The sequence below is a fragment of the Sulfitobacter sabulilitoris genome (genome assembly GCF_005887615.1).
In the GTDB taxonomy this organism is placed as follows: Bacteria; Pseudomonadota; Alphaproteobacteria; order Rhodobacterales; family Rhodobacteraceae; genus Sulfitobacter_E; species Sulfitobacter_E sabulilitoris.
This window is the reverse complement of the sequence record NZ_VANS01000003.1, coordinates 316,332-342,332: the sequence shown is the minus strand read 5'-3', so window position 1 is coordinate 342,332 and position 26,001 is coordinate 316,332. Positions and strand designations below refer to the sequence as shown.

General features: G+C 67.5%; 25 protein-coding genes. 10 read left to right on the top strand and 15 right to left on the bottom strand.

Features of this window, described 5'->3' with window-relative positions:
* Positions 1–133 precede the first annotated feature (133 nt).
* Genes FDT80_RS13845 through ureG form a run of 4 tightly spaced genes read left to right on the top strand, consistent with a single transcriptional unit; the run spans position 134 to position 2,111 of the window.
* On the top strand, positions 134–334 hold the full coding sequence (locus FDT80_RS13845) for a hypothetical protein (protein WP_138662893.1): 201 nt from the start codon (positions 134–136) through the stop codon (positions 332–334).
* A 34-nt stretch (positions 335–368) separates the two neighbouring features.
* Positions 369–851, top strand: a complete 483-nt coding sequence (locus FDT80_RS13840; protein WP_138662892.1) for an urease accessory protein UreE — start codon at positions 369–371, stop codon at positions 849–851.
* Positions 841–1,479 carry an urease accessory protein UreF gene (locus tag FDT80_RS13835; protein ID WP_138662984.1) on the top strand — a complete coding sequence of 213 codons (639 nt, stop codon included), beginning with the start codon at positions 841–843 and terminating at the stop codon, positions 1,477–1,479. The genes FDT80_RS13840 and FDT80_RS13835 overlap by 11 nt, the downstream gene beginning before the upstream one ends.
* On the top strand, positions 1,476–2,111 hold the full coding sequence (ureG, locus tag FDT80_RS13830; RefSeq protein ID WP_138662891.1) for an urease accessory protein UreG: 636 nt from the start codon (positions 1,476–1,478) through the stop codon (positions 2,109–2,111). Before FDT80_RS13835 ends, ureG begins: the two co-directional genes overlap by 4 nt.
* Here the strand turns inward: ureG and FDT80_RS13825 are convergent.
* From FDT80_RS13825 to FDT80_RS13760, 14 genes are all read right to left on the bottom strand, one after another.
* Positions 2,076–2,813 (bottom strand): maleate cis-trans isomerase family protein, encoded by a 738-nt coding sequence (locus FDT80_RS13825; RefSeq protein ID WP_138662890.1) that lies wholly within the window; start codon positions 2,811–2,813, stop codon positions 2,076–2,078. The two genes, ureG and FDT80_RS13825, sit on opposite strands and share 36 nt — an antisense overlap.
* Positions 2,810–3,952 carry a M24 family metallopeptidase gene (locus FDT80_RS13820; RefSeq protein WP_138662889.1) on the bottom strand — a complete coding sequence of 381 codons (1,143 nt, stop codon included), beginning with the start codon at positions 3,950–3,952 and terminating at the stop codon, positions 2,810–2,812. Before FDT80_RS13820 ends, FDT80_RS13825 begins: the two co-directional genes overlap by 4 nt.
* Positions 3,949–4,995, bottom strand: coding sequence for a pyridoxal-phosphate dependent enzyme (locus tag FDT80_RS13815; protein ID WP_138662888.1), 1,047 nt, complete (start codon positions 4,993–4,995; stop codon positions 3,949–3,951). The genes FDT80_RS13820 and FDT80_RS13815 overlap by 4 nt, the downstream gene beginning before the upstream one ends.
* Before the next feature lie 47 nt (positions 4,996–5,042).
* Positions 5,043–5,648, bottom strand: coding sequence for a hypothetical protein (locus FDT80_RS13810; RefSeq protein ID WP_138662887.1), 606 nt, complete (start codon positions 5,646–5,648; stop codon positions 5,043–5,045).
* Between the two features lie 11 nt (positions 5,649–5,659).
* Positions 5,660–7,897: a xanthine dehydrogenase family protein molybdopterin-binding subunit gene (locus tag FDT80_RS13805; RefSeq protein WP_138662886.1), complete on the bottom strand. Its 2,238-nt coding sequence runs from the start codon at positions 7,895–7,897 to the stop codon at positions 5,660–5,662.
* A gap of 4 nt (positions 7,898–7,901) precedes the next feature.
* Positions 7,902–8,360: a (2Fe-2S)-binding protein gene (locus FDT80_RS13800; RefSeq protein ID WP_138662885.1), complete on the bottom strand. Its 459-nt coding sequence runs from the start codon at positions 8,358–8,360 to the stop codon at positions 7,902–7,904.
* A 77-nt stretch (positions 8,361–8,437) separates the two neighbouring features.
* Complete coding sequence (locus FDT80_RS13795) at positions 8,438–9,730, bottom strand: MFS transporter (protein WP_138662884.1); 1,293 nt, start codon at positions 9,728–9,730, stop codon at positions 8,438–8,440.
* A gap of 73 nt (positions 9,731–9,803) precedes the next feature.
* The gene (locus FDT80_RS13790) at positions 9,804–10,916 is read right to left on the bottom strand and encodes an S-(hydroxymethyl)glutathione dehydrogenase/class III alcohol dehydrogenase (RefSeq protein WP_138662983.1); all 1,113 of its coding nucleotides are present in this window, start codon (positions 10,914–10,916) and stop codon (positions 9,804–9,806) included.
* A 76-nt stretch (positions 10,917–10,992) separates the two neighbouring features.
* Positions 10,993–12,297: a TRAP transporter large permease gene (locus FDT80_RS13785; protein ID WP_138662883.1), complete on the bottom strand. Its 1,305-nt coding sequence runs from the start codon at positions 12,295–12,297 to the stop codon at positions 10,993–10,995.
* Positions 12,297–12,803, bottom strand: a complete 507-nt coding sequence (locus tag FDT80_RS13780; protein WP_138662882.1) for a TRAP transporter small permease — start codon at positions 12,801–12,803, stop codon at positions 12,297–12,299. The genes FDT80_RS13785 and FDT80_RS13780 overlap by 1 nt, the downstream gene beginning before the upstream one ends.
* A gap of 70 nt (positions 12,804–12,873) precedes the next feature.
* Positions 12,874–13,887: a TRAP transporter substrate-binding protein DctP gene (gene dctP / locus FDT80_RS13775; protein ID WP_138662881.1), complete on the bottom strand. Its 1,014-nt coding sequence runs from the start codon at positions 13,885–13,887 to the stop codon at positions 12,874–12,876.
* Between the two features lie 113 nt (positions 13,888–14,000).
* Positions 14,001–14,564 carry a 3-isopropylmalate dehydratase small subunit gene (gene leuD / locus FDT80_RS13770; RefSeq protein ID WP_138662880.1) on the bottom strand — a complete coding sequence of 188 codons (564 nt, stop codon included), beginning with the start codon at positions 14,562–14,564 and terminating at the stop codon, positions 14,001–14,003.
* A complete protein-coding gene (gene leuC, locus FDT80_RS13765) occupies positions 14,561–15,949 on the bottom strand; it encodes a 3-isopropylmalate dehydratase large subunit (RefSeq protein WP_138662879.1) in 1,389 nt (462 codons plus the stop codon). The genes leuD and leuC overlap by 4 nt, the downstream gene beginning before the upstream one ends.
* Positions 15,946–16,758, bottom strand: coding sequence for a GntR family transcriptional regulator (locus FDT80_RS13760; protein WP_138662982.1), 813 nt, complete (start codon positions 16,756–16,758; stop codon positions 15,946–15,948). The genes leuC and FDT80_RS13760 overlap by 4 nt, the downstream gene beginning before the upstream one ends.
* Positions 16,759–16,902: 144 nt before the next feature.
* On the opposite strand from FDT80_RS13760, the gene FDT80_RS13755 reads away from it, so the two are divergent.
* Genes FDT80_RS13755 through FDT80_RS13730 form a run of 6 tightly spaced genes read left to right on the top strand, consistent with a single transcriptional unit; the run spans position 16,903 to position 24,066 of the window.
* Positions 16,903–17,466: a nuclear transport factor 2 family protein gene (locus tag FDT80_RS13755; protein WP_138662878.1), complete on the top strand. Its 564-nt coding sequence runs from the start codon at positions 16,903–16,905 to the stop codon at positions 17,464–17,466.
* Positions 17,463–19,163, top strand: coding sequence for a hydantoinase B/oxoprolinase family protein (locus FDT80_RS13750; RefSeq protein WP_138662877.1), 1,701 nt, complete (start codon positions 17,463–17,465; stop codon positions 19,161–19,163). Before FDT80_RS13755 ends, FDT80_RS13750 begins: the two co-directional genes overlap by 4 nt.
* On the top strand, positions 19,160–21,223 hold the full coding sequence (locus FDT80_RS13745; RefSeq protein ID WP_138662876.1) for a hydantoinase/oxoprolinase family protein: 2,064 nt from the start codon (positions 19,160–19,162) through the stop codon (positions 21,221–21,223). Before FDT80_RS13750 ends, FDT80_RS13745 begins: the two co-directional genes overlap by 4 nt.
* A complete protein-coding gene (locus tag FDT80_RS13740; protein ID WP_138662875.1) occupies positions 21,220–21,837 on the top strand; it encodes a cysteine hydrolase family protein in 618 nt (205 codons plus the stop codon). The genes FDT80_RS13745 and FDT80_RS13740 overlap by 4 nt, the downstream gene beginning before the upstream one ends.
* Entirely contained in the window at positions 21,834–22,700 is an 867-nt protein-coding gene (locus FDT80_RS13735; RefSeq protein WP_138662874.1) for an isocitrate lyase/PEP mutase family protein, read from the top strand. Before FDT80_RS13740 ends, FDT80_RS13735 begins: the two co-directional genes overlap by 4 nt.
* Positions 22,693–24,066, top strand: a complete 1,374-nt coding sequence (locus FDT80_RS13730; RefSeq protein ID WP_138662873.1) for an FAD-dependent oxidoreductase — start codon at positions 22,693–22,695, stop codon at positions 24,064–24,066. The genes FDT80_RS13735 and FDT80_RS13730 overlap by 8 nt, the downstream gene beginning before the upstream one ends.
* On the opposite strand, the gene gspD is transcribed toward FDT80_RS13730, so the two are convergent.
* Positions 24,060–25,985: a type II secretion system secretin GspD gene (gene gspD / locus FDT80_RS13725; RefSeq protein ID WP_138662872.1), complete on the bottom strand. Its 1,926-nt coding sequence runs from the start codon at positions 25,983–25,985 to the stop codon at positions 24,060–24,062. The two genes, FDT80_RS13730 and gspD, sit on opposite strands and share 7 nt — an antisense overlap.
* Between the last annotated feature and the right edge of the window lie 16 nt (positions 25,986–26,001).

Genomic DNA, 26,001 nt, shown 5'->3' with positions numbered 1-26,001 from the left:
TCCATGGCTTCCGCCCGCCCCGCCTTGCGCCAGATGCAACCCGGTTATGCACCTGCGATACTGGCTGACGCTGCACCGCGGCACTACCTAAGTGGAGGAAATGAAATGATAACGATTGCCCCGGAGGGATCCCATGGGTGCCACCACCACAAACACGCCGCAGGCCGCAACGACGTTCACCTTTCTGCGCCGCATCGCGTCGGCGTTCTTGCCGCATCGCGACCTTGCCCCGGCGCTGGCCGTCGCGCGGCTCAGCGATGCGGAACTGTCCGCGCGCGGCATGAAGCGCCGCGATATCGCGCGCGACATCATGGTGAACGGCCGCTGGTCGTAACCGGCCCCGCAGCGCGCGCCGCGACGGTGCGCGCATGTTGACCGCGCGCCGCTATCACGGGCACGCAGATGGCGCGCCGCAGGCCGAAATCGCGCTTGGCTATGATGCGCGGTTTCTGCGCCGCAAGGTGTTGACGCTGCCAGATGGCGCCCGGCTCCTGGTGGATCTGCCACAGGTGACATCGCTGGATCATGGCGGTGTCCTGATCACCGAAGACGGGGCCGAGATCGCCATCGTCGCCGCCCCCGAACAGTTGGCGCAGGTGCGCGGATCCGATCTGGTGCGGCTGGCGTGGCACATCGGCAACCGGCATACGCCTTGCCAGATCGAAGCCGACCGCCTGCTGATCCAGCGCGATCGCGTCATCGAACAGATGCTGATCCAACTGGGGGCCGACGTGACGGGCGTGACAGAACCCTTCAAGCCCGAAGGTGGCGCCTATGGCCCCGGGCGGACGCAGGGGCACGATCATGGCCATGTACACAGCCCCGCGTCGGCGCATGACCATGACCACTGACACGCTGACCTTGATGCAGTGGCTGTCGCCGGGGTTTCCGGTCGGGGCCTTCGCGTATTCGCACGGGCTGGAATGGGTCATCGACCGGGGCGATCTGCGCGATGCCGATGCGCTGGGGCTTTGGCTGACCGACCTGATCGCGCAGGGCGGCGGGCGCGCCGATGCGGTGCTGCTTTGCGCGGCCTTCCGCGCAGCACCTGACGCGGTGCCGATGATCGACGCCAGCGCGCGGGCATTTGCCGCGTCGTCGGAACGCTTGCTGGAAACCGCGCAACAGGGCGAGGCCTTTGCCCGGACGGTCGATGCGATCTGGGGCACCGATCTGGGGCGGCTGACCTATCCGGTGGCCGTTGGCCGGGCCGCCCGTGCCCGCGATCTTGCGCTGGCGGACACTGTTGAGGTGTATCTTCATGCCTTTGCGGCCAACCTGATTTCCGCCGCCGTACGCCTTGTGCCGCTGGGCCAGACCGACGGGCAACGCCTGCTGGCGGCCCTGGCACCGCTGATCCGCACGACCGCCGCAGAGGCGATGGACACCCCGCTAGATGATCTGACATCCGCTTGCTTTGCCGCCGATATCGCGGCGATGCGCCATGAAACCCAACGCTCGAAGGTATTTCGCACATGACCCAGATGAACGGCCCCCTGCGCATCGGGATCGGCGGCCCGGTCGGCGCGGGCAAGACAACGCTGACCGCTGCCCTGGCCCGTGCACTGTCGCCCGATCATTCGATCGGCGTGATCACCAATGACATCTACACCCAGGAAGACGCCGAGGCGCTGATGCGGTTGCAGATCCTGCCGCGTGACCGGGTGATCGGGGTCGAGACCGGCGGTTGCCCGCATACTGCCATTCGTGAGGATGCATCGATCAACCTTGCCGCTGTGGCCGAGATGCGCGCCCGCCATCCGGAGATCGAAGCGATCCTGATCGAGAGCGGCGGCGACAACCTGAGCGCCACGTTCAGCCCGGAACTGGCCGATGTGACGCTTTACGTGATCGACGTGGCCGCGGGCGAGGACATTCCCCGCAAGGGCGGCCCCGCGATCACGCGCTCGGACCTGCTGATCATCAACAAGACCGACCTTGCGCCGCATGTCGGTGCGTCGCTGGAGGTGATGGCCCGCGATGCCCGGCAGATGCGCGGAGCGCTGCCGTTCTTCTTTGCCGCCCTGCGGCACGGCACCGGGATAAAGGAGATCGTGGAGGCGCTGCGCGCGGTCTCAGGGCTGGGTCTGGAACAGACGACCGGGGCCTGAGACGGGCACATCCGCAAGCCGCGCCATGTGCCAGGCCAGCACCTGATTGCTTGACAGCACGGGCAGGTCCAATTCGGCCTCGAGACCGTCGATCAGCGGCAGGGTGCGCAGGTTCGTGCAAGACAGGAACAGCCCGTCGACCCCACCCTGACCGACCAGATCGCGCGCCGCCGCGACGACTGAACCTGTATCGATCCGGGCGACGGCGGCTTCCTCGGCCTCGTCGAAACTGCCGAACACAGGGGTGGCGACGCCCGCGGCATCCAGCACGCCGCGCAGGCGCGCCGAGACCGCCGCGACATAGGGCGACAGCATTCCGATCCGGCGCAGGCCCAATGCGCGACAGGCAGCGATCAGCGCGCTGACCGGCTGCGTCACCGCCTGTGTCCGCGCGCCCTGCCCGACCAGCGCGGCGACCTGCTCCGCCCCGATCTGCGCGGTGCCGGAGGTGCATCCATAGCCCACGGCGGCAAAGCTTACCGGGGGCGGGAACAGCGCGGCGGCCTGCGTCAGGTGTCCGGCCATCGCCTGCAGGCTGTCGGGCGACACTTCGGCCCCGCTTGGCACCCGGCTGACATGGAGCCGTTGGGCGGGCGGGAACATCCGGCGGAATTCGGTCTCAATGGTTTCGTCGACCTGCAACACGATCAGGCCCAGCGCGGGTCCGGTGGCGGCATCGCGCGTATAGTGGTAGCGGGTCATATCACCGGGATCTCGCGGTTCGCCAGCGGGGTCAGAAAGCGGCTTGCACCAGTGGTGATGACGATGTTTTCCTCGTGCACCAGGGTGCCGCCGGGCACCGCGATACCCGGCTCCAGCGTCAGCACCATGCCCGGTTCCAGCACCGTGTGATCGCCCGCCATGAGCGATGGCCATTCGGTCAGTTGCATGCCCAGCCCGTGGCCCAGCCGCCCCGCGTCCGACCCGCCCGCGCCCCCCGTCACGATCCGGTCCATCGCGTGAAACACGTCCGCCGCCGTCGCACCGGGGCGCGCGATTTCTGCGGCGGCCTCGGTGGCGTCGATCAGCGTGGCGTGGGCGCTGCGGACCTCCGGCGCCGGAGGGCCGATGCTGAAGTTGCGGTCGAAATCGCAAAAATACCCGTCCCAGACCATGCCTGTGTCAAGCATCAGCACGTCTCCCGCCTGCAACGGCGCGCCGCTCGCGGGCGAAATCACGTCGGAATATCCGCCCGCATCGGCGGCCCCGGCCAGATAGGGCACCCAGTCGGCCCCTTCTTGTAGGCCGAGCATCTGGAACCGGCGAAATATGGTATCGAGCGGCACGCCCTGTTGCGCGATGTCGGGCACGCGGTCAAAGGCGCGGGCGGCGATCGCGCAAATCGTGCCGATCTTGCCGATCTCGGCGTCGGATTTCACCATGCGAAGCGCGCGCAGGATGCCGCTGTCTCCGGTGATGGCCCCGCGCGTCAAGCCGATCAGCCGCTGCATGTCCGACCACGGCAGGCGCAGGTGCGTCTCGTGTCCATCGGGCAGTCCGATGGCGCCGGTGGCGGCCACCTCGTTCAGCGTGTCGGCCAGCAGGCCGATGCCGTCATCGGCCAGGTCGGGCGCGCGCCATGTCCGGATGTCGGTGATCCAGGTGCGCGCCATCAACGCCTGTCCGATACTCGGTATGACCGCGATCGGCGGGCCGCTGGCGGGCACCACCACGAACCATGGCCGCGTCGGGCTTTCCCAAAAGCGGGTCAGGAAGCCGGTGAAATACCGCACCTCCGGTTCGGTGGTCAGCAACAATGCGGCCAGCCCCGCGTCGGCCATCCGGCCTTGGGCGCGGGCGACGCGGTCAACGTATTCGGACCGGTCGAACCCGCGTGTCATGCCTCGGGTCCTTCGCTGAGGATGCACAAGGCAGTTGCGTGCGCGCCAAGGCCAAGGGCGGTGCGGTGCGGCCCCGCGGCCAGCAGCGCGGCGATCCCCGTGGCCCCCGACGGCGTGGAGGTCAGACCCTGCACCATCGCGGCCCCAGCCCCCGCCTGGCCTTCGCCCTCGGAGATCAGCACGAAGTCATCGGCGTCGCGCGCCAGCCCCTTGAGCGCGATCAGCGACGGCGCCTTGCAATCGAGCCGCCCCATGTCCGAGACCGGACCGGTGCTGACGGTAAAGCGCCCTGCGGCCACGGACCCGTGAAGGGCGGCGGCGGCCTCCGGTTCGACCACCACGATGCGCGGGGCGTCGCCCCAGGCCTGCCGCGCCAGGGCGGCGCAGGATGCGGCCAGCCCGCCCACGCCCGCCTGCAGGAAAATATGGCTCGGCACGGTCGGGATCCGGGCAATCGCCTCGGCCATCAGGATCAGGTAGCCTTCCATCAGGCGGTGCGGCCGGTCGAAATATCCAGGCCAGGAGCTGTCGGACAAAAGCACCCAGCCGTTGTCATCGGCCGCGCGTGCGGCGGCGGCCATGCTGTCCTCGTAGGTCTCGCCCTCGCGCAGGACCCTGGCGCCCTGCTTCTCGAGCCGGGCGGCGAAACTTTGCGGCACGCTTTGCGCGATGTAGACCACCGACTGCGCCCCAAAGGCCGCGGCCCCGGCGGCCACCGACATGCCGTGATTGCCCGCGCTCGCCGTGACATAGGTGCGCCCGCGTGCCTGACCGCGTTCCGCGTCGCAGGCCACGACATAGGCCGCCCCCAGCGCCTTGAAGCTGCCCAGCCCCATGCGGCCGCGTTCGTCCTTGACCCAAAGCGATGTTACGCCCGCCTCGACCGCAAGCGCTTCGGCATCGACCAGCGGCGTTTCCCCGGCCACGGGGCAGCGCGCCACCAGCGCCTGCGCGGCGCGGGCATCGACCGATGGCCACGGCACGTCTTGCAGGTCGGGCATGTCGGTGCCGGCGGCGCGGAAGGGGTTGTGCAAAATATCCATGTCCTACCGGACATCCTGCGCCGCGCCGCGTCAAGCGGCTTGTCCGGTCAGTCAAAGGCGCAGGGTTGCCCCGCGACGCCCCAGGCCAGCACGTCGTTCACATGCTCTTGCAGGGAATAGGGCGCCGGTTCGCGGCCGCTGCCGGGCGTCCAGGCCCAATGCAGGATCACGTCATGCCCCAGGTGTTCGGCGATCTGCAGGGCCGTGCGCCCGTCGGTGCGCGCCGGATCGCGCAGTTGCGCGCAGATCTGATCGCTGCTGCGCCCGAACCACGCCGCCTCGGGCGGGGCCAGCCGCCAGGCGTCAGCCACCTGCGGCGCGGCGTGGGGCCGGTCGATGCCACCCGTGCGGCTGGTCACGTGACAGGTGCGGCAGGGGATCGTTTCGGCGCCGATCCGGCTGTCGCCGGCGCGAACGGCCATGCCGTGAGGCCGCGTCCTGCCGTAGCCGGGGCCGGACCACATCGGCACATCGCTGGCGCCGACATGGCAATTTGCGCAGCGCGGGTGCGAGGCGACCTCGTAGATCCGGTCCCAGGCCGCGAGCCCTTCGGCGCGGCTGACGGAGCCGGGCGCGGGCGGGTCGATCACCACTTCGCCGGTTGCGGCCGCGGGGGCCGCGACCAGCGCGAGGACCCGGGCCAGGCGTCGCACCGGCGCGCACCTCATGCGAAATCGATGTGGTTGTAGAACGGCATCTCGCGCAAGCGGATGCCGGTGGCGGCAAAGATCGCATTGGCCAGCGCGGGGGCGGCGGGCGGCACCGGCGGCTCTCCGATGCCACGGATCTTCTCGGCGTTTTCAAGCCCGCGCACGATGATCTCGGGGCATTGGTTCAGCCGCATCCCCTCGGCCATGTGGTAATTGTCTTGCTCGGCCATGCCATCGGCATAGGTGATTTCCGAATTCATCGCGTGGCCCAGGCCCCAGATGACCGCGCCCTGCACGTTGTTTTCGAAATTGACCGGATCGACGATCCGGCCCACGTCGGCGGCGACGAACACGCGGTCGATGCGAATGCCGCGGTCGGTGTTGGTAACCTCGACGACTTCGGCCACCGGAACGCCAAAGGAATTGACCAGCGCCACTCCGCGCCCGCGGTCGGGGCCCATGTCGCCGCCCCAGTCCGACATCTCGGCCACTGCCTCGAGCACCTTGCGGGCGACATCGTCGTTGCACAGGCGCAGACGCTCCGCCATCGGGTCGGCACCCGCGGCGTGGATCAGCTCGTCCAGAAAGCTGTCGGCAAAGAAACCTGCGGTCGATGCGCCCACAGAGCGCCAGGAACTGACCGGGGCCAGTTCCGGCACGGCATAGCCGCGGACCCGGAAATTGGGCAGGTCATAGGGCAGGTTCCAGGCCCCCGCCGGGATCTGGTTGTCGGGACCGGGCAGCGACTGGCCCAGGCGTTTCATCTGGCTGCGCAGCACCGACGGCGTGGCGATGCCAAGATCGCAGGCCACCACCCGGCCCTCCGCGACCGCGCCGCGCGCGCGGCTCATGCCGATGTGGCGGGTGATGTTCTGGGCGAAATCCTCTTCGCGGCGGAAGGTCATCTTGACCGGCGTGCCGGGCATCTGCATCGCGATCTCGACCGTGCGGTCGATGTTCTCGAATTCGAGCCGGTGGCCGAAACTGCCCCCCGCGTACTGGTTGTGGACATGCACCTGGTCGGCGGCCAGCCCGGTCATCGCCGCAACGCGGTCCTGCACGAACCGGGGCCCCTGGTGACAGACCCAGACATCGGCGCGGTCATCGGTCACCAGCGCCACGGCCGACAGCGGCTCAAGCGGCTGGTGGGCGACATAGGGCGCGCGGTATTCCGCTTCGACCACGTCCCCCGACAGGGCCGCGTCCACATCGCCGTCATTGCGCCACTCGCGGTCAAGGTGATCGTCGGTAAAGGCCGCGCCAACGGCGTCCCAGTGGCCCTGCTGCTCGGCGGGATAGGGCGCAGGCCCCCAGTCGAAGGTGATTTCCTCGGCGGCGCGGAAGGCGCGCCAGGTGTTGTCGGCCACGACCGCGACACCGTTCGTGACCGGCAGGATCTTTTTCACGCCGCGCATGGTTTCAGCGGCAGAGGCGTCATAGCCCAGCATCGCGCCGCCCTTGCGCGGATTGCATTTGGTGGTGGCATGGACCATGCCGTCCATCTCGATGTCGATGCCGTACATCTGGGTGCCGGTGGATTTGGCGAGGATGTCGAGCCGCTGCATGGGCTTGCCGATCAGCCGCCACTGCGACGGCCCACGCAGGGCGACATCGCGCACCGGCTCGATTCCGGCGGCGGTCTGCGCCAGGTCGGCATAGGCGATGCGCGTCCCGTCGGGCAGGACGACGGCGGCGCTGGCGGTGGTTAGCTCGCCCACGGCGATGCCCGTCTGCTGCGACGCCGCGGCCTTGAGCGTTTCGCGCGCCACGGCGCCCGCCTCGCGCAGCTTGTCGAAACTGTCGGGCACCGAGGTCGATCCGCCGGTGACCTGCGCGCCCATCAGCTTGACCAGGCCGCCCATGACACCGCGGGCGGCCTCGGCGACGAAGCTGTCGTCGGTGGACATGAAGGGCACGCCGTCATCGGCCAGCGCGCGGTTGTAATAGGCGGCACTGGGCACGCCGATGTCGGTCGCGAACTGGCCGAAGTCGAGGTCCATTTCCTCGGCGATGAGGGCGGCCTGCATCGATGTGGCGCCCTGCCCCAGATCGGGATGCGGTGTGATCAGCGTGATGCCGGTGGCGTCGATCCTGACCCAGGGGTTGAAGGTCGCGGCCCCCTGCGCCAGGTCATCGGCCAGCGGGTTGGCAGGATCCTGGCGGACCTTGTAGATGCCGAAGGCGACACCGCCTGCGATGGCGGCCGACCCGATCAGAAATGTGCGGCGGGCGATTTTACCGATACTTGCCATGATCTTACGCTCCGTTCAGGGTCTGGGCCGCGGTCTTCACCGCGGCGCGGATGCGCGGGTATGTCCCGCAGCGACAGAGGTTCGCGCTCATCGCCGCGTCGATCTGGTCGTCGGTCGGCGCGGGGTTCAGATCCAGAAACGAGGCCGCCTGCATGATCTGCCCCGACTGGCAGTAGCCGCATTGCGCCACCTGATGTTCGACCCAGGCCGCCTGCACCGCGTGCAGGCTGTCGGGGGTGCCCAGGCCTTCGATGGTGGTCACTTCGCCATCCACGTCCGCCGCCGCCAACTGGCACGACCGCACCGCGACACCGTCCACATGCACCGTGCAGGCCCCGCATTGCGCGATGCCACAGCCGTATTTCACCCCCTTGATGTTCAACTCGTCCCGCAGGACCCAGAGCAGGGGCATGTCCTCTTCGACGTCCACATCATGTGTCGTGCCGTTGACGGTCAGTTTCATCTGTCGTGCTCCTTGGTGGGGGTCGGGGGGCGTCGCTGGATCGCTGCGGCATGGTATCAGGTGTCAGGGGCCGAAAGCTACCTTGGATCCTGCGCCGTCGCGTCACCTTTGTGCGAGGCATCGGCGTCGCCGCGGCGTGCGGGCCGGTCGATCGTCACCCGCCGCGCGGCCAGGGCCAGCATCGCCAGGATCGCCATGCCCCCCGCCACGTACCAGCCGAGAATCTGGCGGATCTCGGCATGGGGCATCGCGCCGGTGTCCGTCGTCGCCCCTGCCGCCGCATAAAGCGTGGCCGCGAACAACAGCCGCCCCACGAGGCTTTGCAGGGACAGATAGGTGGCGCGGCTGTCGTTGCGCAGCATCGGCTGGATCCGCGCGAGGATGAAGGGCCGCGACAGGCTGTCGGGAACCATGCGCAGGAACAGGAAGGCGATCGCGACGGCGCTGTCGGTCAGCGCCAGCACCCCCGCGAGCGCGATCTGCATGCCAAAGGCCAGCAGCAGAATCGCGGGCAGACCCATCCAGCTGCGCAATCGCAGCGCCACCAGCGACGCGGCCACCGACAAGAGCATCATCACCGACGAGACCGCACCGCTGACCAGCGGCGCCTCGGCGGCAAGCCCGGCCGCGCCCAGCGCCTCGAGGATGAAGGGCTGACCGAAAATGAACGGCAGGTGGCTGAAGCCGTACATCACCACGCTCAGCGCGAACAGCCAGACCAGAACCGGCTCTGTCAGGGCCGCGCGCAGCGACCCGAGCCGCACCAGTTCCGCGCCCTGCGGCAGCTCGGTGCCGGCATGGGCGGGCTCTGTCAGGCGCAGGCTGACGATCAGCGCGCCGACAAAGGCCAGCGTCGCCGCGACAAAGGGCAGGACACCCGACACCAGCGCCATCGCGCCGCCTGTCACCGCCGACAGCGCAAGCGCCGAGAACGTGAACCGCCAGGCGCGCAGCTCCTGCGCCTCGACGTCGTCTTCGCGCCCATCGGCGGACAGGCTTTCATAGAGGATCGCGCTGTCGGTGCCGGAGGCAAGGGCCGCCGCCGACCCCAGCAGCGCCTGCGCCAGCGCGAAAGTGGCAAAGCTGTCGCCAAATGCCAGAAGCGCCGAACCGAGGGCACCGCAGAGCGTGGCCGCGATCAGGGTGATGCGCCGCCCCAGCCGGTCCGACATGTAGCCCGACGGCACCTCGAGCACGGTCGTGGTGACGTCATAGACCACATAGAGCAGGATCGCCGCCGCCGCGGAGAGGGTGTCTTGAAAGTACAGGAACCAGATCGCCTGCCAGAAGATCAGGTTTTGAAAAAACTTGAACCACGGGTACAGCGCGATGTTGCGCCGCGCGCCGCCTGTGGGGTCGGATGCTGGCATGTGCGGGGCCCTGAACGGAAAAGGGTCGCCCGCGCCGTCCCTGGCGCGGGCGGGGTCGTGTCGCGCGTCCGGGTCAGAATTCGATCACGGCGCGGATCGATTTGCCCTGATGCATAAGCTCGAAGCCGTGGTTGATCTCTTCGAGCTTGAGCTTGTGCGTGATCATCGGGTCGATTTCGATCTTGCCGGACATGTACCAATCGACGATCCGTGGCACATCCGTGCGCCCCTTGGCCCCGCCGAACGCGGTGCCGCGCCAGACCCGACCGGTGACAAGCTGGAACGGACGGGTGGAGATTTCGGCCCCGGCAGGCGCCACGCCGATGATGATGCTCTCGCCCCAGCCCTTGTGCGCGGCCTCGAGCGCCGTGCGCATGACCTTGGTGTTGCCGGTGGCGTCAAAGGTGTAATCGGCGCCGCCCTTGGTCAGTTCGACCAGATGGGCCACCATATCGCCCTCGACGTCGTTGGGATTGACGAAATCCGTCATGCCGAAGTGGCGCGCGATCTCGGCCTTGTCGTCATTCAGATCGACGCCCACGATCTGGTCCGCCCCGGCCAGCCGCAGGCCCTGAATGACATTCAAACCGATGCCGCCCAGCCCGAAGACCACGCAACGCGCGCCGATCTCGACCTTGGCGGTGTTGATGACCGCGCCGATGCCGGTGGTCACGCCGCAGCCGATGTAGCAGATCTTGTCGAACGGCGCATCCTTGCGGACCTTGGCCAGCGCGATTTCGGGCACGACCGTATGATTGGCGAAGGTCGAACAGCCCATGTAGTGGTGGATCGGCGTGCCGTCGAGCATCGAAAACCGGGTCGAGCCGTCGGGCAGCAGGCCCTGGCCCTGCGTGACGCGGATCGCCTGGCAGAGGTTGGTCTTGCCCGACAGGCAGTATTCGCACTGGCGGCATTCCGGGGTGTAGAGCGGGATCACGTGGTCGCCCGGCTCCAGCGTCGTCACGCCCTCGCCCACCTCCAGCACGACGCCCGCGCCCTCGTGGCCGAGGATGGCGGGAAAGATGCCTTCGGGGTCGTCGCCGGAGCGGGTGAACTCATCGGTGTGGCACAGGCCGGTCGCCTTGATCTCGACCAGCACCTCGCCCTTTTTCGGGCCTTCGAGGTTCACCTCCATGATCTCGAGCGGTTTTCCGGCTTCCACGGCGACGGCGGCACGGGTTTTCATCATGGCATCGGTCCTTTTGCTGAAACGGTTGCAGTCCAGAGATAAGGCATCGGCCGTGATGTCAAGCCGTTGCCCCCTAGCCCACCAGCCAAAGAGCCAGTTGCGGGAACACGATCAGCAGTGCGACGACACAGAGCGAACAGGCAATATAGGGCATCGCGGACATGTAGATGTCGCGCATCGTGGTGTCGGGCGGCGACACGCCCTTCATCACGAACAAGAGCAATCCGAAGGGCGGCGTGGTAAAGCTGATCTCGAGCGCGAGCAACATGATGAGGCCGAACCAGATCGGATCGAAGCCCAGCGAGATCGCCAGCGGGAAAAAGATCGGCACGGTGAGCAGCATCATCGAAATCTGTTCCATGAACATGCCGAGGATCAAGAGCACGCCGAACATCACCAAAAGCATCGCCACGGGCGCCAGTTCGAACCCGGTGGCCCAGCGGATCAGGCCCGACGACGCGCCGGAAAAGGCCAGAAGCTGGCTGAACGTGGCGGATCCGAAGACGATGAGATAGGCCATCAGCGTCACCTTGAGCGCGCCGACGATGGATTTCTTCATCGACTCGATCGTCAGGCAGCGGAACACCACCGCGAGGATCAGGACGCCCAGCGCACCGAAGGCGGCCGCCTCGGACGGGGTGACGAGGCCGTAGATCATGCCGACCACGATGATGACCATGACGCTGAGCATCGGGATCACGTCGCGCAGCAGCAGCAACACCTTGGTGACAAGGCTCATGGGCGTGACGGCATAGGCGGGGGCCGCGTCCGGGTCCAGCCGGGTCTGCAGGTAGATCATCGCGATATAGAAGCCCGCGAGGATCAGGCCCGGAATGATTCCCGCGATCAGCAGGGCGCCCACGTCGATCTGCGCCAGCGTCGCCAGCAGCACCGCCAGCGCCGACGGCGGGATGATGATCGCCAGCCCCCCGGTGCCCAGGATGGGGCCGATGGACATGTACTTCTTGTAGCCGCGCGCCGTCATCTCAGGCACCATGAGCGAGCCCAGCAGCGCGGTGGAGCCCATCGAGGAGCCCGACAGCGTCGAAAACCCGGTGCCGCCCAGCACCGTCACATAGGACAGACGGCCCGGCAGCTTGCCCAGCAGCTTGTCGATGGCGTTGAACATGCGCCCGCCAAGACCGGTGTGAAAGAAGATCTCTCCCATCAGCAGGAACAGCGGAATGGGCACCAGCGCGAAACTGGTCAGAGAGCCGAGCCCGTTCGACAAAAGCTGCGTCACGCCGCGCTCGCCGCCCATGAACACCCATGCGCCGATGATATTGGCCGCCAGAAACGCCAGCGCCACGGGCATGCCGATGGCCATCAAGACCATGATGGAGCCCAGCAGCAGGCCAAGTGCCTCATACCATTCCATTATTCGTGTATCCCTGCTTCGCCGGAGTGCATCAGTTCGGAGCCGAACACGAACCGCGCAAATTCAATCGCCATGATGCCGAAGCTCAGCGGAAAGGATGCGGTCAGGATCCAGCGGGGGAAGAAATAGGCACGCACGTCGAAATCGTTGCGCTCGAGATTGGTGAGCATCAGGTCCAGCCCCTTCCACGCGAGGATCACGCAGATCGCCACGCAGCCCAGCGCGACAAGACGGCTGACGATGCGCCGCATCGCGCCGGGCAGCGCCGCGGTCACCAGTTCGATGTGCACATGCCCCTTGTGGCGCACCAGCCAGGGCGCGCCCAGCATGGTCATGTACAAAAGCGCGTATTCCGACGACGTGAACAGCCACGCAAAGGGTTGCATCCCCAGGTTGCGCATCAGCACCGACACGATGGTCGAGATCATCAGCCACAGCAGCATGCCCCCCGACACCGCCGCCATGACGTTCACCAGACCGTCGTAGGCCCGCACCAGTGTTTGCATCGTCCCTGCCCCAATCATGGTTCAGGCGGCCCGAAAATCCGGGCCGCCTGCGTGCCGTGCCCTGTCGGGCTTACTTGTCCTTCGCGGGATCGTAATAGAGCTTGATCAGCGCGTCGTAGTTGGCATCGCCCTGCGGGCTTTCGGCCATCAGGCCGCGCATCCGCTCCCAGGTCTTGTCGCGCGCGGCGGCCAGGTAGTTTGCCTTGGCCTCGCCTTCCAGCGAAACGACCTTCATGCCGCCCTCGGCCAGCGCCGCGAAATCCGCCTCGCGCTTTTCGGCCAGTGCGGCCACGCTGTCGGCCTCGTGCTGGATCGCCACGTCCTGCAGGATCTGCCTTGCCTCGTCGCTCAGGCTGTTCCACTTCTCGAGGTTCACGATCACGCCAAGGTCGGTGGAAAAGAAGTTCGGCTCGATCCGGTAGTTCAGGAACTCGTTCCACTTGAGGTCGATCAGGCCGATCTGGGTCCAGCCGGTCGCGTCCACCACACCGCGCTGCAGCGCCGAATAGACATCGCCGGTCGGCAGGTCGATCACCTGCGCGCCCAGGTAGTTCGTGAAGAACGCGTTATAGACCGCGTTGCCGCGCAGCTTGAGGCCCTGCACATCCAGGTTGCCATCGGCGTCGAACGTGGGTTCGTCGCGGGTCCACAGGTTGTAGCTGACGCCGCTGTCGAACCAGCCCAGGTAATAGACGCCCATCTTTTCCTGGTGGATGGCGTTCATCAGGTCGGTGCCGCCATTGGCGCGCGTATCCACGGCAGTGAGGTTGGAGGCGACCATCGCGTCTTTCTCGGGCACCGTGCCGGCGTAGAACGAACCGGGGGTATAGACCATGTCGACGATCCCGTCGCGCACCGCGTCGGGCTGCTGGAACATGCCGATCGCCTCGGGGCCGCCGCGCACTTCGATCTGCACCACGCCTTCGCCGGCGGCGTTCACCTTGTCGACGAATTCAAGAAACGACTGCGTATAGATCAGCGTTTCGGGAAAGGCATGCACGGCTGTCAGCGTGTCCTGGGCCAGGGCGGTGGTGCCCATCAGCGTGGCACCGGCCAGCATGCCGCTCAGAAATGTCATCTTCATTTGGGGTCTTCTCCTTGTTGTCGGGGCGCGCGGTCTGCGGCCCCCTCCCTGTTTCGGGCGCCTGGATGCGCCCGCTTGCCGATGCGCCAAGGGGAACGCCCCCTCGCGCGCAATCACGTTCCCTTGTCCGCCGGCCATGCCCAGGGTCGGGCCGCGCGGCGCGCCCTGGCAAAGCTGGCGATGTCATCCTCGTGTTGTGCGGTCAGATCGATATCATCCCACCCCTTGATCAGTTTGAGCCGCCAGATCGGATCCAGCTCGAACGGTATGCGGGCGTCGCCGCATGTCAATGTGGCGCTGTCCAGATCGACGGTGATCGTGCCCGTCAACCGGCCCAGGTCCGAGGCGTCCACGCGGGCGGGCAGCAGGCCGTTGTTGACCGCGTTGGAGGCGAAGATATCGCCGAAGCTCGGCGCGATCACGGCGCGGATACCGAAATCGGCCAGCGCATAGACCGCCGCCTCGCGCGACGACCCGCTGCCGAAGTTGCGACCCGCGACGATGATCGTGTCGCCGTCCTTCAGGTCGTAGCGATCGCGCACGTCATGCAGCAGGTAGTCGCCGTAGCCCTCGGCGCGGCTGGCCGACATGAAGCGCGCGGGGATCAGCTGATCGGTATCGATATTGGCCGCGCCCAGCACGGCGGCCTGACCGGTATGCGTGGTCCAGCCGCTCATGCGCCGCGTCCGTCCAGCAGGGGGCGCACATCGGCAAGCGTGCCCGTGACCGCCGCCGCCGCGACCATCGCGGGCGACATCAGATGGGTCAGCGCGCCGGGGCCTTGCCTTCCCCGGAAATTGCGGTTGGTTGAGGACGCGCAGCGTTTGCCGGGCTGGACGATGTCACCGTTCATGCCCACGCACATCGAACAGCCCGCGCCGACCCAGTCCAGGCCCGCGTCGGTGAAGACCTTGTCCAGACCCTCCTGTTCGGCCTGCAAGCGCACAAGCGTCGATCCGGGCGACACGACGCCGGGCACTTTGGCCTTGCGGCCGCGCAGCACGGCGGCGGCCAGTCGCAGATCCTCGATCCTCGCGTTGGTGCACGACCCGATGAACACCTGATCCACCGCCGTGCCGGCAATGGGATGTCCCGGGGTGAGATGCATGTAGTCGAGCGCCTCGCGTTCGGTCTGGCTGTCGGGTTGCGGCACCGCCCCGGTGATCGGCACCGCCTGCGCGGGGGTGATGCCCCATGTGACGGTCGGCGCGATATCGGCGGCGTCGATCGCCACCTCGCGGTCGAATTGGGCGTCCGGGTCGCTGCGCAGGTCTGCCCAGGCAGCGCAGGCGTCCTGCCAATCGGCGCCCTCGGGCGCAAAGGGACGCCCGGCCAGATACTCGAAGGTCACCGCGTCGGGCGCCACCATGCCGAACCGCGCACCGCCTTCGATGCTCAGGTTGCACAGCGTCATCCGCCCTTCCATCGACAGGGCGCGCACCGCGTCGCCGGCATATTCGATGGCAAAGCCGCGCGCCCCGTCGCTGCCCAGCCCGGCGATCCAGTGCAGGGCGATATCCTTGGCCGTGACACCGGGGCCGAGCGTCCCGTTGACGGTGATCCGCATCGATCCGGGCTGGCGTTGCCAGATCGACTGCGTGGCCAGCACATGCGCCACCTCGGTCGCGCCGATGCCAAAGGCAAGCGCCCCGAAGGCACCATGCGTCGAGGTGTGACTGTCGCCGCAATTGATCAGCAGCCCAGGCAGCGTCAGACCCTGCTCGGGCCCCAGGACATGCACGATGCCCTGACGCGGATCGTTCAGCCCGAAGAGCGTGATGCCGTGATCGGCCGCGTTGGTTTTCAAGGTGTCGATCATGCGACGGATTTTGGGGTCGGTCACGTCATCGCGGCCCCGCGTCGGCGCGTAATGATCGACCACGCCAAAGGTCAGTTCGGGGTGCGCCACCCGCGCGCCGCGTTCGTTGAGCTTGGCAAAAGCGTGATGCGACCCTTCGTGCACCAGGTGCCGATCGACCCAGAGCAGCGATGCGCCATCCTCGCGGGCGACGATCTCGTGCGTGGCCCACAGCTTTTGCAGCAGGGTTTGCGGCACGCTCATTCGCACGCCCCCCTGGGCGCCGCACCGCCGACCACCGGTTCCCAATGCCGTGCGGCCCCGTTGCCCACGCGCGTCAGCGTCATCTGCAGGTTGAACACGTCAGGCCGGTACAGCGCCGACAGGTATTCCACCCCGCGCCCGTCACCATCCCGCACGATGCGCGTCAGCGACAACAGCGCAGAGCCGACCGACACCTCGAGCGCCGCGGCCACGTCTGGCGAGGCAAGTGTCGCCGTCACCGATTGCGATGCTCCGCCGATCTGCACCCCCGACCGCTCCAGCAAACGCAGCAGCGGCGTGGTGGCCAGATCGCCTTCGGAATAGTTGTTCGCGATATCCTCGGGGACATGGGTGGTCAGGTGGGAAAACGGCTGCCCGTCCGCGCTGCGCACCCGCACGGCGGTCTGCACCCGCGCCCCCGGCGCAAGCTGCATCTCGCGCGCGACCGCGTCGGGCGGGGTCGCATAGGCGAACGACAAAAGCCGCGCCGTGGTCGACTGACCCATCTCGACCAGCTGCGGGATCAGGGTCGTGATGTCGGCGGACATGGTCGCCCCGCCCGGCCGCCCGGCCCGCACCAGGGTGCCGCTGCCTGCGCGCCGCTCGATCAGCCCGTCGCCCTCCAGGGCATCCAGCGCCCGGCGGATGGTGACGCGGCTGACGTCAAAGGCGGTGGCCAGACGTGTCTCGCCGGGAAGAAAGCCGCCGTCGGGGTACTGGCCTTGCGCGATTTCGTCGCGCAGCAGAAGGTACACGCGCCGCGCCTTACCGCCTTCGGGAAGTGTTGCCTTGACGTTGTCGCGCACCATTTCAGCCCTTGTGAACATGCCCCGAAGATGACCCGCCCCCGGTCAAAAAGCAAGTATCTGTATTTTTTAATCCTAAAATATATGATCTTTCCTTAATCGCTTATCTGTATTACAAAAAATACAACTTGAGCGGAGGAGCGGATCATGCCGGTGGCGGAGATTCACCTGATAGAGGGCTACAGCGACACGGAAAAAACGCGGCTTGGCCGGGCGGTGACGGATGCGATTCGCTTTGTCGTTCCCGCGGCCCCCGAGGCGATCACCGTGATGCTGCACGAACGCAAACCCGGCCAGTACATGCGCGGCGGCACCCATCGCAGCCCGGCGCCCGCCCTGCCTGATCCCGCGTTGATCGTGCGCCAGTATCTCGATGCGATGGAGGCGCGCGATCTGGACGCGGCCCGCGCTTTTCTGGCCGACGGGTTCACCATGACCTTTCCCGGCGCCGCCCCGATGACCACGCTGGACGCGCTGATCGCCTGGTCGAAGCCGCGTTATGCCTTCGTGCGCAAGAGTTATGACGGTACGGAGGCGTTTCAGGGCGCGGAGGGCGCCGTCGTCTATACCCGCGGCACATTGTCGGGCGAATGGCCCGATGGCACCGCCTTCGAGGGCATCCGGTTTATCGACCGGTTCGAGGTCACGGGCGGAAAGATCACGCGACAGGACGTCTGGAACGACATTGCAGAGGTAAAAGAACACCCATGAGCACCGAGATTGACCCGATCACGCTGGCCGTTCTGGCGGGCCGCATGGAGCAGATCGCCGACGAGATGGACGCGACGCTGTTTCGCGCCGCCTTCAACCCGATTATCGCCGAGGCGCATGACGCCAGCCACGGGCTGTATCACGCCACCAGCGGCGACACGCTGGTGCAGGGAAAATCCGGTCTGCCGATTTTCGTGGGCGTGATGTCGTTTGCCGTGAAGGCGGTGATCGACAAGGCGGCGGAGCATGGCGATCTGGCCGACGGCGACATCTATATCTTCAACGATGCGCATATCGGCGGCACGCACCTCAGCGACATGCGGCTGGTGCGGCCCTATTTCCACGACGGCAAGCTGTTTTGCTATCTGGCAAGCGTCGGCCACTGGCACGACGTGGGGGGCGCCGTTCCGGGCAACTACAACCCCGCCGCGACGGACGCGTTCCAGGAGGCCTTCGTTCTGCCGCCTGTGCGGCTGGCGCGCGGCGGCGAAGTCAACACCGACATCATCGACATCCTGATGCGCAACACCCGCCTGCCGCAATCGGCGCAGGGCGATCTGAACGGTCAACTGGGCGCGCTGGACCTGGGTGTGCGGCGGATGGATGAATTGCTGGCCGAATACGGCCCCGACACCGTGCGCGCGGGGCTCGATGCACTGGGAGAACGCGCCGAGACGCTGATGCGATCAGAGCTTGAGGCGCTGCCCGATGGCCGCTGGGAGGCGACGGATTACCTCGACAACGACGGCATCACCGACGTGGCGCTGCCGATCACCGTCGCGCTCGAGATCCGGGGCGACACCATGACGCTGGATTTCGCGGGCACCGCGCCGCGGTGTGCCGGGCCGGTGAACATCGCGCTGCCGACGGCGGTGGCGACCGCCTATGTCGCGATCAAGCATATCTTTCCCGACCTGCCCGCGAACGCGGGCGTGATGCGCCCCATCAGCGTGCTGATCCCCGAAGGATCCATGCTGTCGGCGAAGTTTCCGGCCCCCGTGGGCGGTTATACCGAAACCATCCTGCGGATGATCGACGTGATCTTTTCCGCTGCGGCGCAGGCCGCACCCGACCGCGTCGTCGCCAATGCCTATGGCACGATCAACGCGCTGTCGATCGCGGGCAAGCGCAAGAACGGGCAGCCGTGGGTGATGTTTTCATTCTACGGCGGCGGGCATGGCGGATCTTCGGAAAGCGACGGCCTGAACCACGGCAACGCGCCGATTTCCACCGCGACGATCCCGCCGATGGAGATTCTGGAGGCCGCCTATCCGGTGATGTTCAAGCAATGGGCGCTGCGCCCCGACAGCGCCGGACCGGGGACACATCGCGGCGGCATGGGCGCGGTCTACGAGATCGAGGTGCTGGAGGAAAACGGCGCCGAGGCGTTCTTGTTCGGCGAACGGGGCCGGCACGCGCCGCAAGGCGTGGCAGGCGGCGGCGCGGCCGCGATGAACCGCTTTGAATTCGAGCAGGACGACGGCTGGCACAGCCCCCCGCTGGCGTCGAAGATGCGTGGCATCGCCCTGCGGCAGGGCCAGTCGGTACGGCTGGAGACACCGGGCGGCGGCGGCTATGGCGCGGCGTCGGGCCGGGCGCCCGCCGCCGTGGCGCGCGATGTGGCGATGGGCCTGCTGAGCGCGGGCGAGGCCACCAAACATTACGGCGATGCCTGGACGAAGGAGCCCCGCACATGAGCAAGATGATCGGTGTAGATGTGGGCGGCACATTCACGGATGTGTTCGTGCTGGACGAGGCGGCGGGCACGGCGGAGGTGGCCAAGGTGCCCACCACGCGCCCCGACCAGTCGGGCGGTTTTCTCGACGGCATCGGCCAGCGGGTCAGCGACCTGAGCGAGATTTCAGTCGTGGTGCACGGCACGACGGCGGGCACCAATGCGCTGCTGGAACGCAAGGGCGCGCGGATCGGCGTCATCACCACCGCCGGATTGCGCGACGTGCTGGAAATGCGCCGTCGCGACCGGCCCCGCACCTGGGGCCTGCGCGGCGATTTCGAACCGGTGGTGCCGCGCGATCTGCGCCTGGAGGTGCCCGAACGGGTGCTGGCCGACGGCACGATCCGCACGCCCGTCGATCTGGACGCAGTGCGCGCGGCGGCGGCGGAGTTGCTGGATCAGGGCTGCCTTGCCGTGGCGGTGATGTTCGCCAACAGCTACGCCAACGCCGAGAACGAGGCCCGGGCGGTGGCCGCCCTGCGCGAGATCTGGCCCAACGACCACGTCTCGGCCTCGTCGGAGATCCTGCCCGAGATCCGCGAATTCGAACGCTTTTCGACCACCGCGCTCAACGCCTACCTGCAACCGGAGGTCTCGGGCTACCTCGACCGGCTGGAACTGGCGCTCAAGGACGGCGGGTTTGGCGGCGAGTTCATGATCGTGCAGTCGAACGGCGGCGTGATGGCCGTCGATACCGCGTCGCGCCTGCCGGTGCGCACGGCGCTCAGCGGTCCGGCGGCGGGTGTCATCGCGGCGGGCTACATCGCGTCCGAGGCGGGGTTCGACGACGTGATCACCGGCGACATGGGCGGCACCAGTTTCGACGTGTCGCTGATCGCGGGCGGAAAGTCGATGCTGTCGCCCCAGACCTCGATCGACTTCGGCATGGTCGTGCGCTCCCCGATGATCGAGATCACGACCATCGGCGCGGGCGGGGGATCGATCGCCTGGGTGGACAAGGGCGGACTGCTCAACATCGGGCCCGAAAGCGCGGGATCGACGCCCGGCCCGGTGGCTTACGGCCAGGGCAACGACCGCCCCACCGTCACGGATGCCAACGTCGTGCTGGGCCGCATCGACCCCGAAAGCCCCATCGGCGGCAAGCTGGAGCGGCTGGATGTCGATGGCGCGCGTGCCGCGATCAAGGTGCATGTGGGCGATCCGCTGGGCCTTGACCCCGAGGCAGCGGCCGAGGCGATCCTGCGGGTGGCCAACGCGCGCATGGCCGGTGCAATCCGGCTGGTCAGCATCGAACGCGGCTTCGACCCCAAGCGGTTTGCCTTCATGCCCTTTGGCGGGGGCGGCGCGCTGCACACCGGTGCGATGCTGGCCGAGGTCGGCATCGGGCGCGCCATCGTGCCGCGCTATCCCGGCGTGACATCGGCGATGGGTTGCGTGATCGCGGACATGCGGCAGGATTTCGTGCAGACCATCAACGCCCTGCTGGACGGGCTGGACGCGGACGCGCTGGCCAGCTTCATGCAGGACCACGTGGACCGGGGGCTGGCGCTGCTGGATGCCGCGAGGACGACGTTCCAGGCGCGCGAGATCGCGTTCGAACTGGACATGGCCTATGTCGGGCAGACGCATACCGTGTCGGTGCCCATCGACGTCACGGTCACCCACGGCACCGTCACGCCGCCCACTCAGGTTGAGATCGCAAAGGCCTTCGACGACGCCTATCTGCGGGCCTACGGGCGGCTGTTGAAGAACGGTGTGCGGCGGGTGATGAACCTGCGCTCCGCCGTGACCGGCAAGCGGCCAAAGTTCGACCTTGGCACGCTGGCGCCCGTCGGCGGCAGCGCCGAGGCGGCGCTGAAGGGTCAACGCAGGGTGCATTTCGGCGATCAATGGTTCGATACGGCGATCTACAATCGGCTCGACCTGCCGGTGGGCGCGGTGATCGACGGCCCCGCGATCCTCGAGCAGCCGGACACGACCGTGCTGATCGAACCGCATCTGCGCGGCACGGTGGACGCCTACGGCAACACCGTGATCGCCGCCAAGGAGGCCACGCCGTGAGCGCCCCGCGACTTGACCCCAAGCGCACCGCGCTGCTGACCATCGACCTGCAGAACGATTTTCTGCACCCCGACGGCGCCTACGGCCGCGCGGGGCAAGGCGCACCCGCCATCGCCGCCCTGCCCGCCCGCATCGCACCCCTGCGCGACGCGTTGCGCGACAGGGGCGGCACCTATGTCTCGGCGCAGTTCACGCTTGTGCCGGGACCGGGCGGCGCGCCGCTGATCGCGCCGCACCTCAAGGCGTTGCGCCCCTTCCTCGGCAAGGGCGACTTCGCGCCCGGCGCATTCGGCCACAACCTTGTCGACGCGCTGGCCCCGGCGGATTACACGGTCGAAAAGGTCGCCTATTCCGCGTTCTACCAGACCCGGCTGGAGTACATCCTGCGCGCCCTCGACATCGGCACGCTGATCGTCGGCGGTATCGTCACCAACGGCGGTGTGGCATCCACCCTGCGGGACGCGCATCTGCGCAACATCGACACCGTGATGCTGACCGATGGCTGCGCGGCCTTCCGCGACGACGTGCACGATGCGACGATCCTGTCGCTGGGCACCGTGACCCATCCCATGACCTGCGCCGAGGCGCTCAAGCTGCTGGAGACGACGACATGAGCCTGCGCCAACGATTGACCCGACCCGACATCCTGGTCGCGCCCGGCGTCTATGACGGGCTGACCGCCGCGCTGGCCGCCGAGGCGGGGTTCGGCGCGCTGTACCTGTCGGGGGCCGCCGTTGCCTATACCCGGCTGGGACGACCCGACATCGGCCTGACCAGCGTGACGGAAATGGCCGACACGATGGCGCTGATCGCCGACCGGGTGGACGTTCCGGTGATCATCGACGCCGATACCGGCTTTGGCAACGCGCTGAACGCGCAGCGCACAATGCGCCAATACGAGCGCGCCGGGGCATCGGCCCTCCAGATCGAGGACCAGAGCTATCCCAAACGCTGCGGACACCTGAGCGACAAGAGCCTGATCCCGGCGGCGGAAATGGTTGGAAAGATCGCCGCGATGGCCGATGCCCGGCGCAGCGACGAGACGCTGATCGTGGCGCGGACCGATGCCATCGCGGTGGATGGTTTTGCCGCGGCGATGGACCGCGCGGGCCGCTACATCGACGCGGGCGCCGACGTGATGTTCATCGAAGCCCCTAGGACGGGCGGCGAGATGCGCACCATCACCGACACCTTTCGGACGCGCGTGCCGCTGCTGGCCAATATGGTCGAGGGCGGGGCGACGCCGATTTCCTCGGCGGGCGATCTGCAGGACATGGGATTTTCCATCGCGATCTTTCCGGGCGGCATCGTGCGCGCGCTGGCCCGCACCGCGCAGGATTACTACGCCAGCCTGCATGCCAACGGGTCGAACACGCCCTTCAAGGACCGAATGTTCGATTTCGACGGGTTGAACGCACGCATCGGCACCGACGCCATGCTGGCGCGCGGGGCAAAGTACGAGGCCACGGATGGCTGACACAGCCCCCACGCCCGACAGCGGCTTCACGCTGGAGGTCGAGACGCTGATCATCGGCGCGGGGGCCTGCGGCATGGTCGCCGCACTGGCCGCGCAGGAGGCGGGCCAGGCAGTGCTGGTGCTGGAGGCGGACCCGGTGCCCGCGGGCTCCACCGCCTTGTCGGCGGGGCTGATCCCGGCGGCGGGCACGTCATTTCAGCGTGCGGCGGGGATCGACGACGACGCCGCGCGCTTTGCCGCCGACATCCAGGCCAAGGCGAAGGACGAAAACGATCCCGACCTCGTGACGGCCCTGGCCAGGGGCGCGGCCCCCGCCATCGACTGGCTGGCGGAGCGCTTCGACCTGCCGTTTTCGGTAGTGACCGATTTCGACTATCCCGGCCACAGCCGCCGCCGGATGCACGGGTTGCCCAGCCGCGCCGGCGCAGAGCTGATCGACAGGCTGCGCGCGACCTGCGAGGATCGGGGCATCGACATCATCTGCGAACGCCGTGCCGAGATTCTGTATCATGACGGCCGGCGCGTCACCGGGGTGCAGGCCACCCTGCCCGACGGCAGCACCGAGCGCATCGGCTGCGCCAAGCTGATTCTCGCCTGCAACGGCTTTGGCGGCAACCGCGATCTGGTGGGCGCGCATATGCCACTGATCGAAAAGGCGGTCTGGTTCGGCCATGACGGCAACCGCGGCGAGGCGGTTCTGTGGGCCGACGGATTGGGCGCGAAGACGCGTCATCTGGGGGCCTACCAGGGTCATGGCAACGTGGCGCATCCGCATGGCATCCTGATCACCTGGGCCACGATCACGCAAGGCGGCGTCCAGGTGAACCGCGACGGCCAGCGCTTTTGGGACGAAAGCCAGGGGTATTCGGAGGCTGCCCGCGCCGTGCTGGCGCAACCGGGCGGCGTGGCCTTTACGATTTTCGACGCCCGCATCGCCGGAATTGCCCGGCAGTTCGAGGATTTCAAACAGGCCGAGGCGCAAGGCGCGATCAGGACCGCCGACACCCTGGCCGAGCTGGCGGAAGTGCTGGACCTGCCGGAACAGGCGCTGCAGGACACGTTGAAGGCGATACCGACGGGCGGCACGGACAGCTTCGGGCGCACATTCGGCGCCACGCCGCTGTCGCCGCCCTTTGCCGCGGTGCGAGTGACCGGGGCGCTGTTTCATACCCAGGGCGGGCTCGAGACCCAGGGCGACGGGTTGGTGCGCCATCGCGATGGCGGCACCTTTGTGAACCTTTACGCCGCCGGTGGCGCGGCCTGCGGCGTGTCGGGCAAAAGCGACAGCGGCTATCTGTCGGGCAACGGGCTGCTGGCCGCGGTGGTGCTGGGCCGCAGCGCCGGCGCAGCACCCGTGGATCAGTAGAGCCCGTTGATCTCCAGCGGCAGTTTACGCACTTTCCGTTCCTGCAGGACCGACCGGGGCGGTTCGGCCGCGTCGGCCTGGCGCAGGCGCTGAAAGCTGCGCTGCGCCGCGGTCTGGGCATCGTGCTGGCCGCCGATCACCGTGGGACGCATGAACACGAACAGGGTGCGGCGGTTCTTTTGCCCGCTGCGCGACTTGAACAGTTCGCCCACGACGGGGATGTCGCCCAAACCCGGCACCTTGTTTTCGGTAAACTGCGAATCGTCGGTGATCAGGCCGCCCAGCACCACGGTGCCGCCGTTCATTGCCTGCACGGTGGTGTTGATGACCCGGCGGTTGGTGATCAGGTCGGCCGCCCCCTGGACCGTGGCATTGACCAGCGACGACACTTCCTGGCTGATCTCAAGCCGAACGACACCGCCCGCGGTGACGCGCGGCAGGACTTCCATCGTGATGCCCACGTCGCGCCGCTCGATCGTGGTAAAGGGGGTGACGGTGTTGCCATCGGTGGCGAAACTTCCGGTCCGGAACGGCACGTTCTGGCCCACCACGATGGTCGCCGGCTTGTTGTCGAGGGTTGTGATGCTGGGCGTGGACAACAGCTTGGCCGAGGTGGATTGCGACAGCGCCTGCACCAGCAGCCCGAAATCGCCCGAACTGGCCCCCACGGTCAGGCCGGTGGACAGCGCGCCGCCCACGGATTGACCCAAGGCCGACAGAACCGCCTGCACCGACGTACCGCCGTTGGAAAAACTGGTCGCGGCCAGCGCGCCTTGCGGCAGGTTCTGGCCCAGCCCCAGTTGCACGCCCAGACGGTCTGCCACGTCGCCCGACACTTCCACGATCGCCGCCTCGATCATCACCTGCGCGCCGCGCACGTCCAGCGCCTTGATCAGCGAGGTCACCTCGGCGATCTGGCGGGACGTGCCGCGCACGATCACCGCGTTGGTGGCGGTCGAGGCCTGGATTGCGACGTCCTGCGCGGGCGCGCCGGGCAACAGCACCTCTTGCGCCGTGTCGCCTTCGCCGATGGTCTGGGCCACCGGGTTCGTCAGATCGGCACCGCCCTGAAGCGTACCACGCACGATTTCGGCCACGACTTCGGCATCGGCGAACTGGAGCTTGTAGACATAGGTGCTGAGTGCGGCGCGCGGGTTCTGGCGGGGGGCCACGTCCATCGCCTGCGCCAGGCGGCGGATCTGGTCGATGTCGGCCTCTGTGCCGCGCACCAAAAGCACGTTGGAATTGGCGTCGACCGACAGCCGCGCCCCGGTGCCCGCATCGCCCAGCACCTCGACGATGGCCGCCCCCACCGCGCTTGCATCGGCGAAGTTGAAACGGATCACCTGCGCGCTGACCCCGGCGTTTCCGTCAAAGGTGCGCGCGATGGCCGCGATCCGGTCGACGTTGGCCTGGGTGTCGGTGATGACGATGGCGTTGGGATCGGACAGCGCCTCGATATAGCCCGAGGGATCGACCAGCGGGCGCAGGACGCGCACGGCCTCGGCCGATGGCAGACGGTTGAGCGGCATCAGCTGGGTGACGAAATCCTGGCTGCCCGCAGTACCCGACGCGGCGCTGCCGCTCTTGGTGCGGGCTTCGGCCTCGGGCACGATTTCCCAGACCACGCCGCTTTGCACGGCCACGAATCCCCGCACCCGCAGGATGGATTGGAAGAGCGCCCAGACGCCCGATTGCGACAAGGGCTGCGCGGAGACCACGGTGACCTCGCCGCCGAGGTTGGGATCGACGATCAGGGTGCGTTCGGTGATCTTGCTGACTTCCTCTGTCAGGACCGAAATATCGCTGTCACGCAGATTGATGATGAAGGTCTCGCCATCTTCGGCCAGATCCTGCGCCGCGAGGGGCGCGGCACAGACAGTCATCAAGATCAGGGCAAGCGACCGGATCAATGCCATGATGCGTATCCTTCCG

Coding starts and splice junctions, on each gene's coding strand:
- FDT80_RS13845 (WP_138662893.1), top strand. CDS start 134: ATGGGTGCCACCACCACAAACACGCCGCAGGCCGCAACGACGTTCACC.
- FDT80_RS13840 (WP_138662892.1), top strand. CDS start 369: ATGTTGACCGCGCGCCGCTATCACGGGCACGCAGATGGCGCGCCGCAG.
- FDT80_RS13835 (WP_138662984.1), top strand. CDS start 841: ATGACCACTGACACGCTGACCTTGATGCAGTGGCTGTCGCCGGGGTTT.
- ureG (WP_138662891.1), top strand. CDS start 1,476: ATGACCCAGATGAACGGCCCCCTGCGCATCGGGATCGGCGGCCCGGTC.
- FDT80_RS13825 (WP_138662890.1), bottom strand. CDS start 2,813: ATGACCCGCTACCACTATACGCGCGATGCCGCCACCGGACCCGCGCTG.
- FDT80_RS13820 (WP_138662889.1), bottom strand. CDS start 3,952: ATGACACGCGGGTTCGACCGGTCCGAATACGTTGACCGCGTCGCCCGC.
- FDT80_RS13815 (WP_138662888.1), bottom strand. CDS start 4,995: ATGGATATTTTGCACAACCCCTTCCGCGCCGCCGGCACCGACATGCCC.
- FDT80_RS13805 (WP_138662886.1), bottom strand. CDS start 7,897: ATGGCAAGTATCGGTAAAATCGCCCGCCGCACATTTCTGATCGGGTCG.
- FDT80_RS13800 (WP_138662885.1), bottom strand. CDS start 8,360: ATGAAACTGACCGTCAACGGCACGACACATGATGTGGACGTCGAAGAG.
- FDT80_RS13795 (WP_138662884.1), bottom strand. CDS start 9,730: ATGCCAGCATCCGACCCCACAGGCGGCGCGCGGCGCAACATCGCGCTG.
- FDT80_RS13790 (WP_138662983.1), bottom strand. CDS start 10,916: ATGAAAACCCGTGCCGCCGTCGCCGTGGAAGCCGGAAAACCGCTCGAG.
- FDT80_RS13785 (WP_138662883.1), bottom strand. CDS start 12,297: ATGGAATGGTATGAGGCACTTGGCCTGCTGCTGGGCTCCATCATGGTC.
- FDT80_RS13780 (WP_138662882.1), bottom strand. CDS start 12,803: ATGCAAACACTGGTGCGGGCCTACGACGGTCTGGTGAACGTCATGGCG.
- dctP (WP_138662881.1), bottom strand. CDS start 13,887: ATGAAGATGACATTTCTGAGCGGCATGCTGGCCGGTGCCACGCTGATG.
- leuD (WP_138662880.1), bottom strand. CDS start 14,564: ATGAGCGGCTGGACCACGCATACCGGTCAGGCCGCCGTGCTGGGCGCG.
- leuC (WP_138662879.1), bottom strand. CDS start 15,949: ATGAGCGTGCCGCAAACCCTGCTGCAAAAGCTGTGGGCCACGCACGAG.
- FDT80_RS13760 (WP_138662982.1), bottom strand. CDS start 16,758: ATGGTGCGCGACAACGTCAAGGCAACACTTCCCGAAGGCGGTAAGGCG.
- FDT80_RS13755 (WP_138662878.1), top strand. CDS start 16,903: ATGCCGGTGGCGGAGATTCACCTGATAGAGGGCTACAGCGACACGGAA.
- FDT80_RS13750 (WP_138662877.1), top strand. CDS start 17,463: ATGAGCACCGAGATTGACCCGATCACGCTGGCCGTTCTGGCGGGCCGC.
- FDT80_RS13745 (WP_138662876.1), top strand. CDS start 19,160: ATGAGCAAGATGATCGGTGTAGATGTGGGCGGCACATTCACGGATGTG.
- FDT80_RS13735 (WP_138662874.1), top strand. CDS start 21,834: ATGAGCCTGCGCCAACGATTGACCCGACCCGACATCCTGGTCGCGCCC.
- FDT80_RS13730 (WP_138662873.1), top strand. CDS start 22,693: ATGGCTGACACAGCCCCCACGCCCGACAGCGGCTTCACGCTGGAGGTC.
- gspD (WP_138662872.1), bottom strand. CDS start 25,985: ATGGCATTGATCCGGTCGCTTGCCCTGATCTTGATGACTGTCTGTGCC.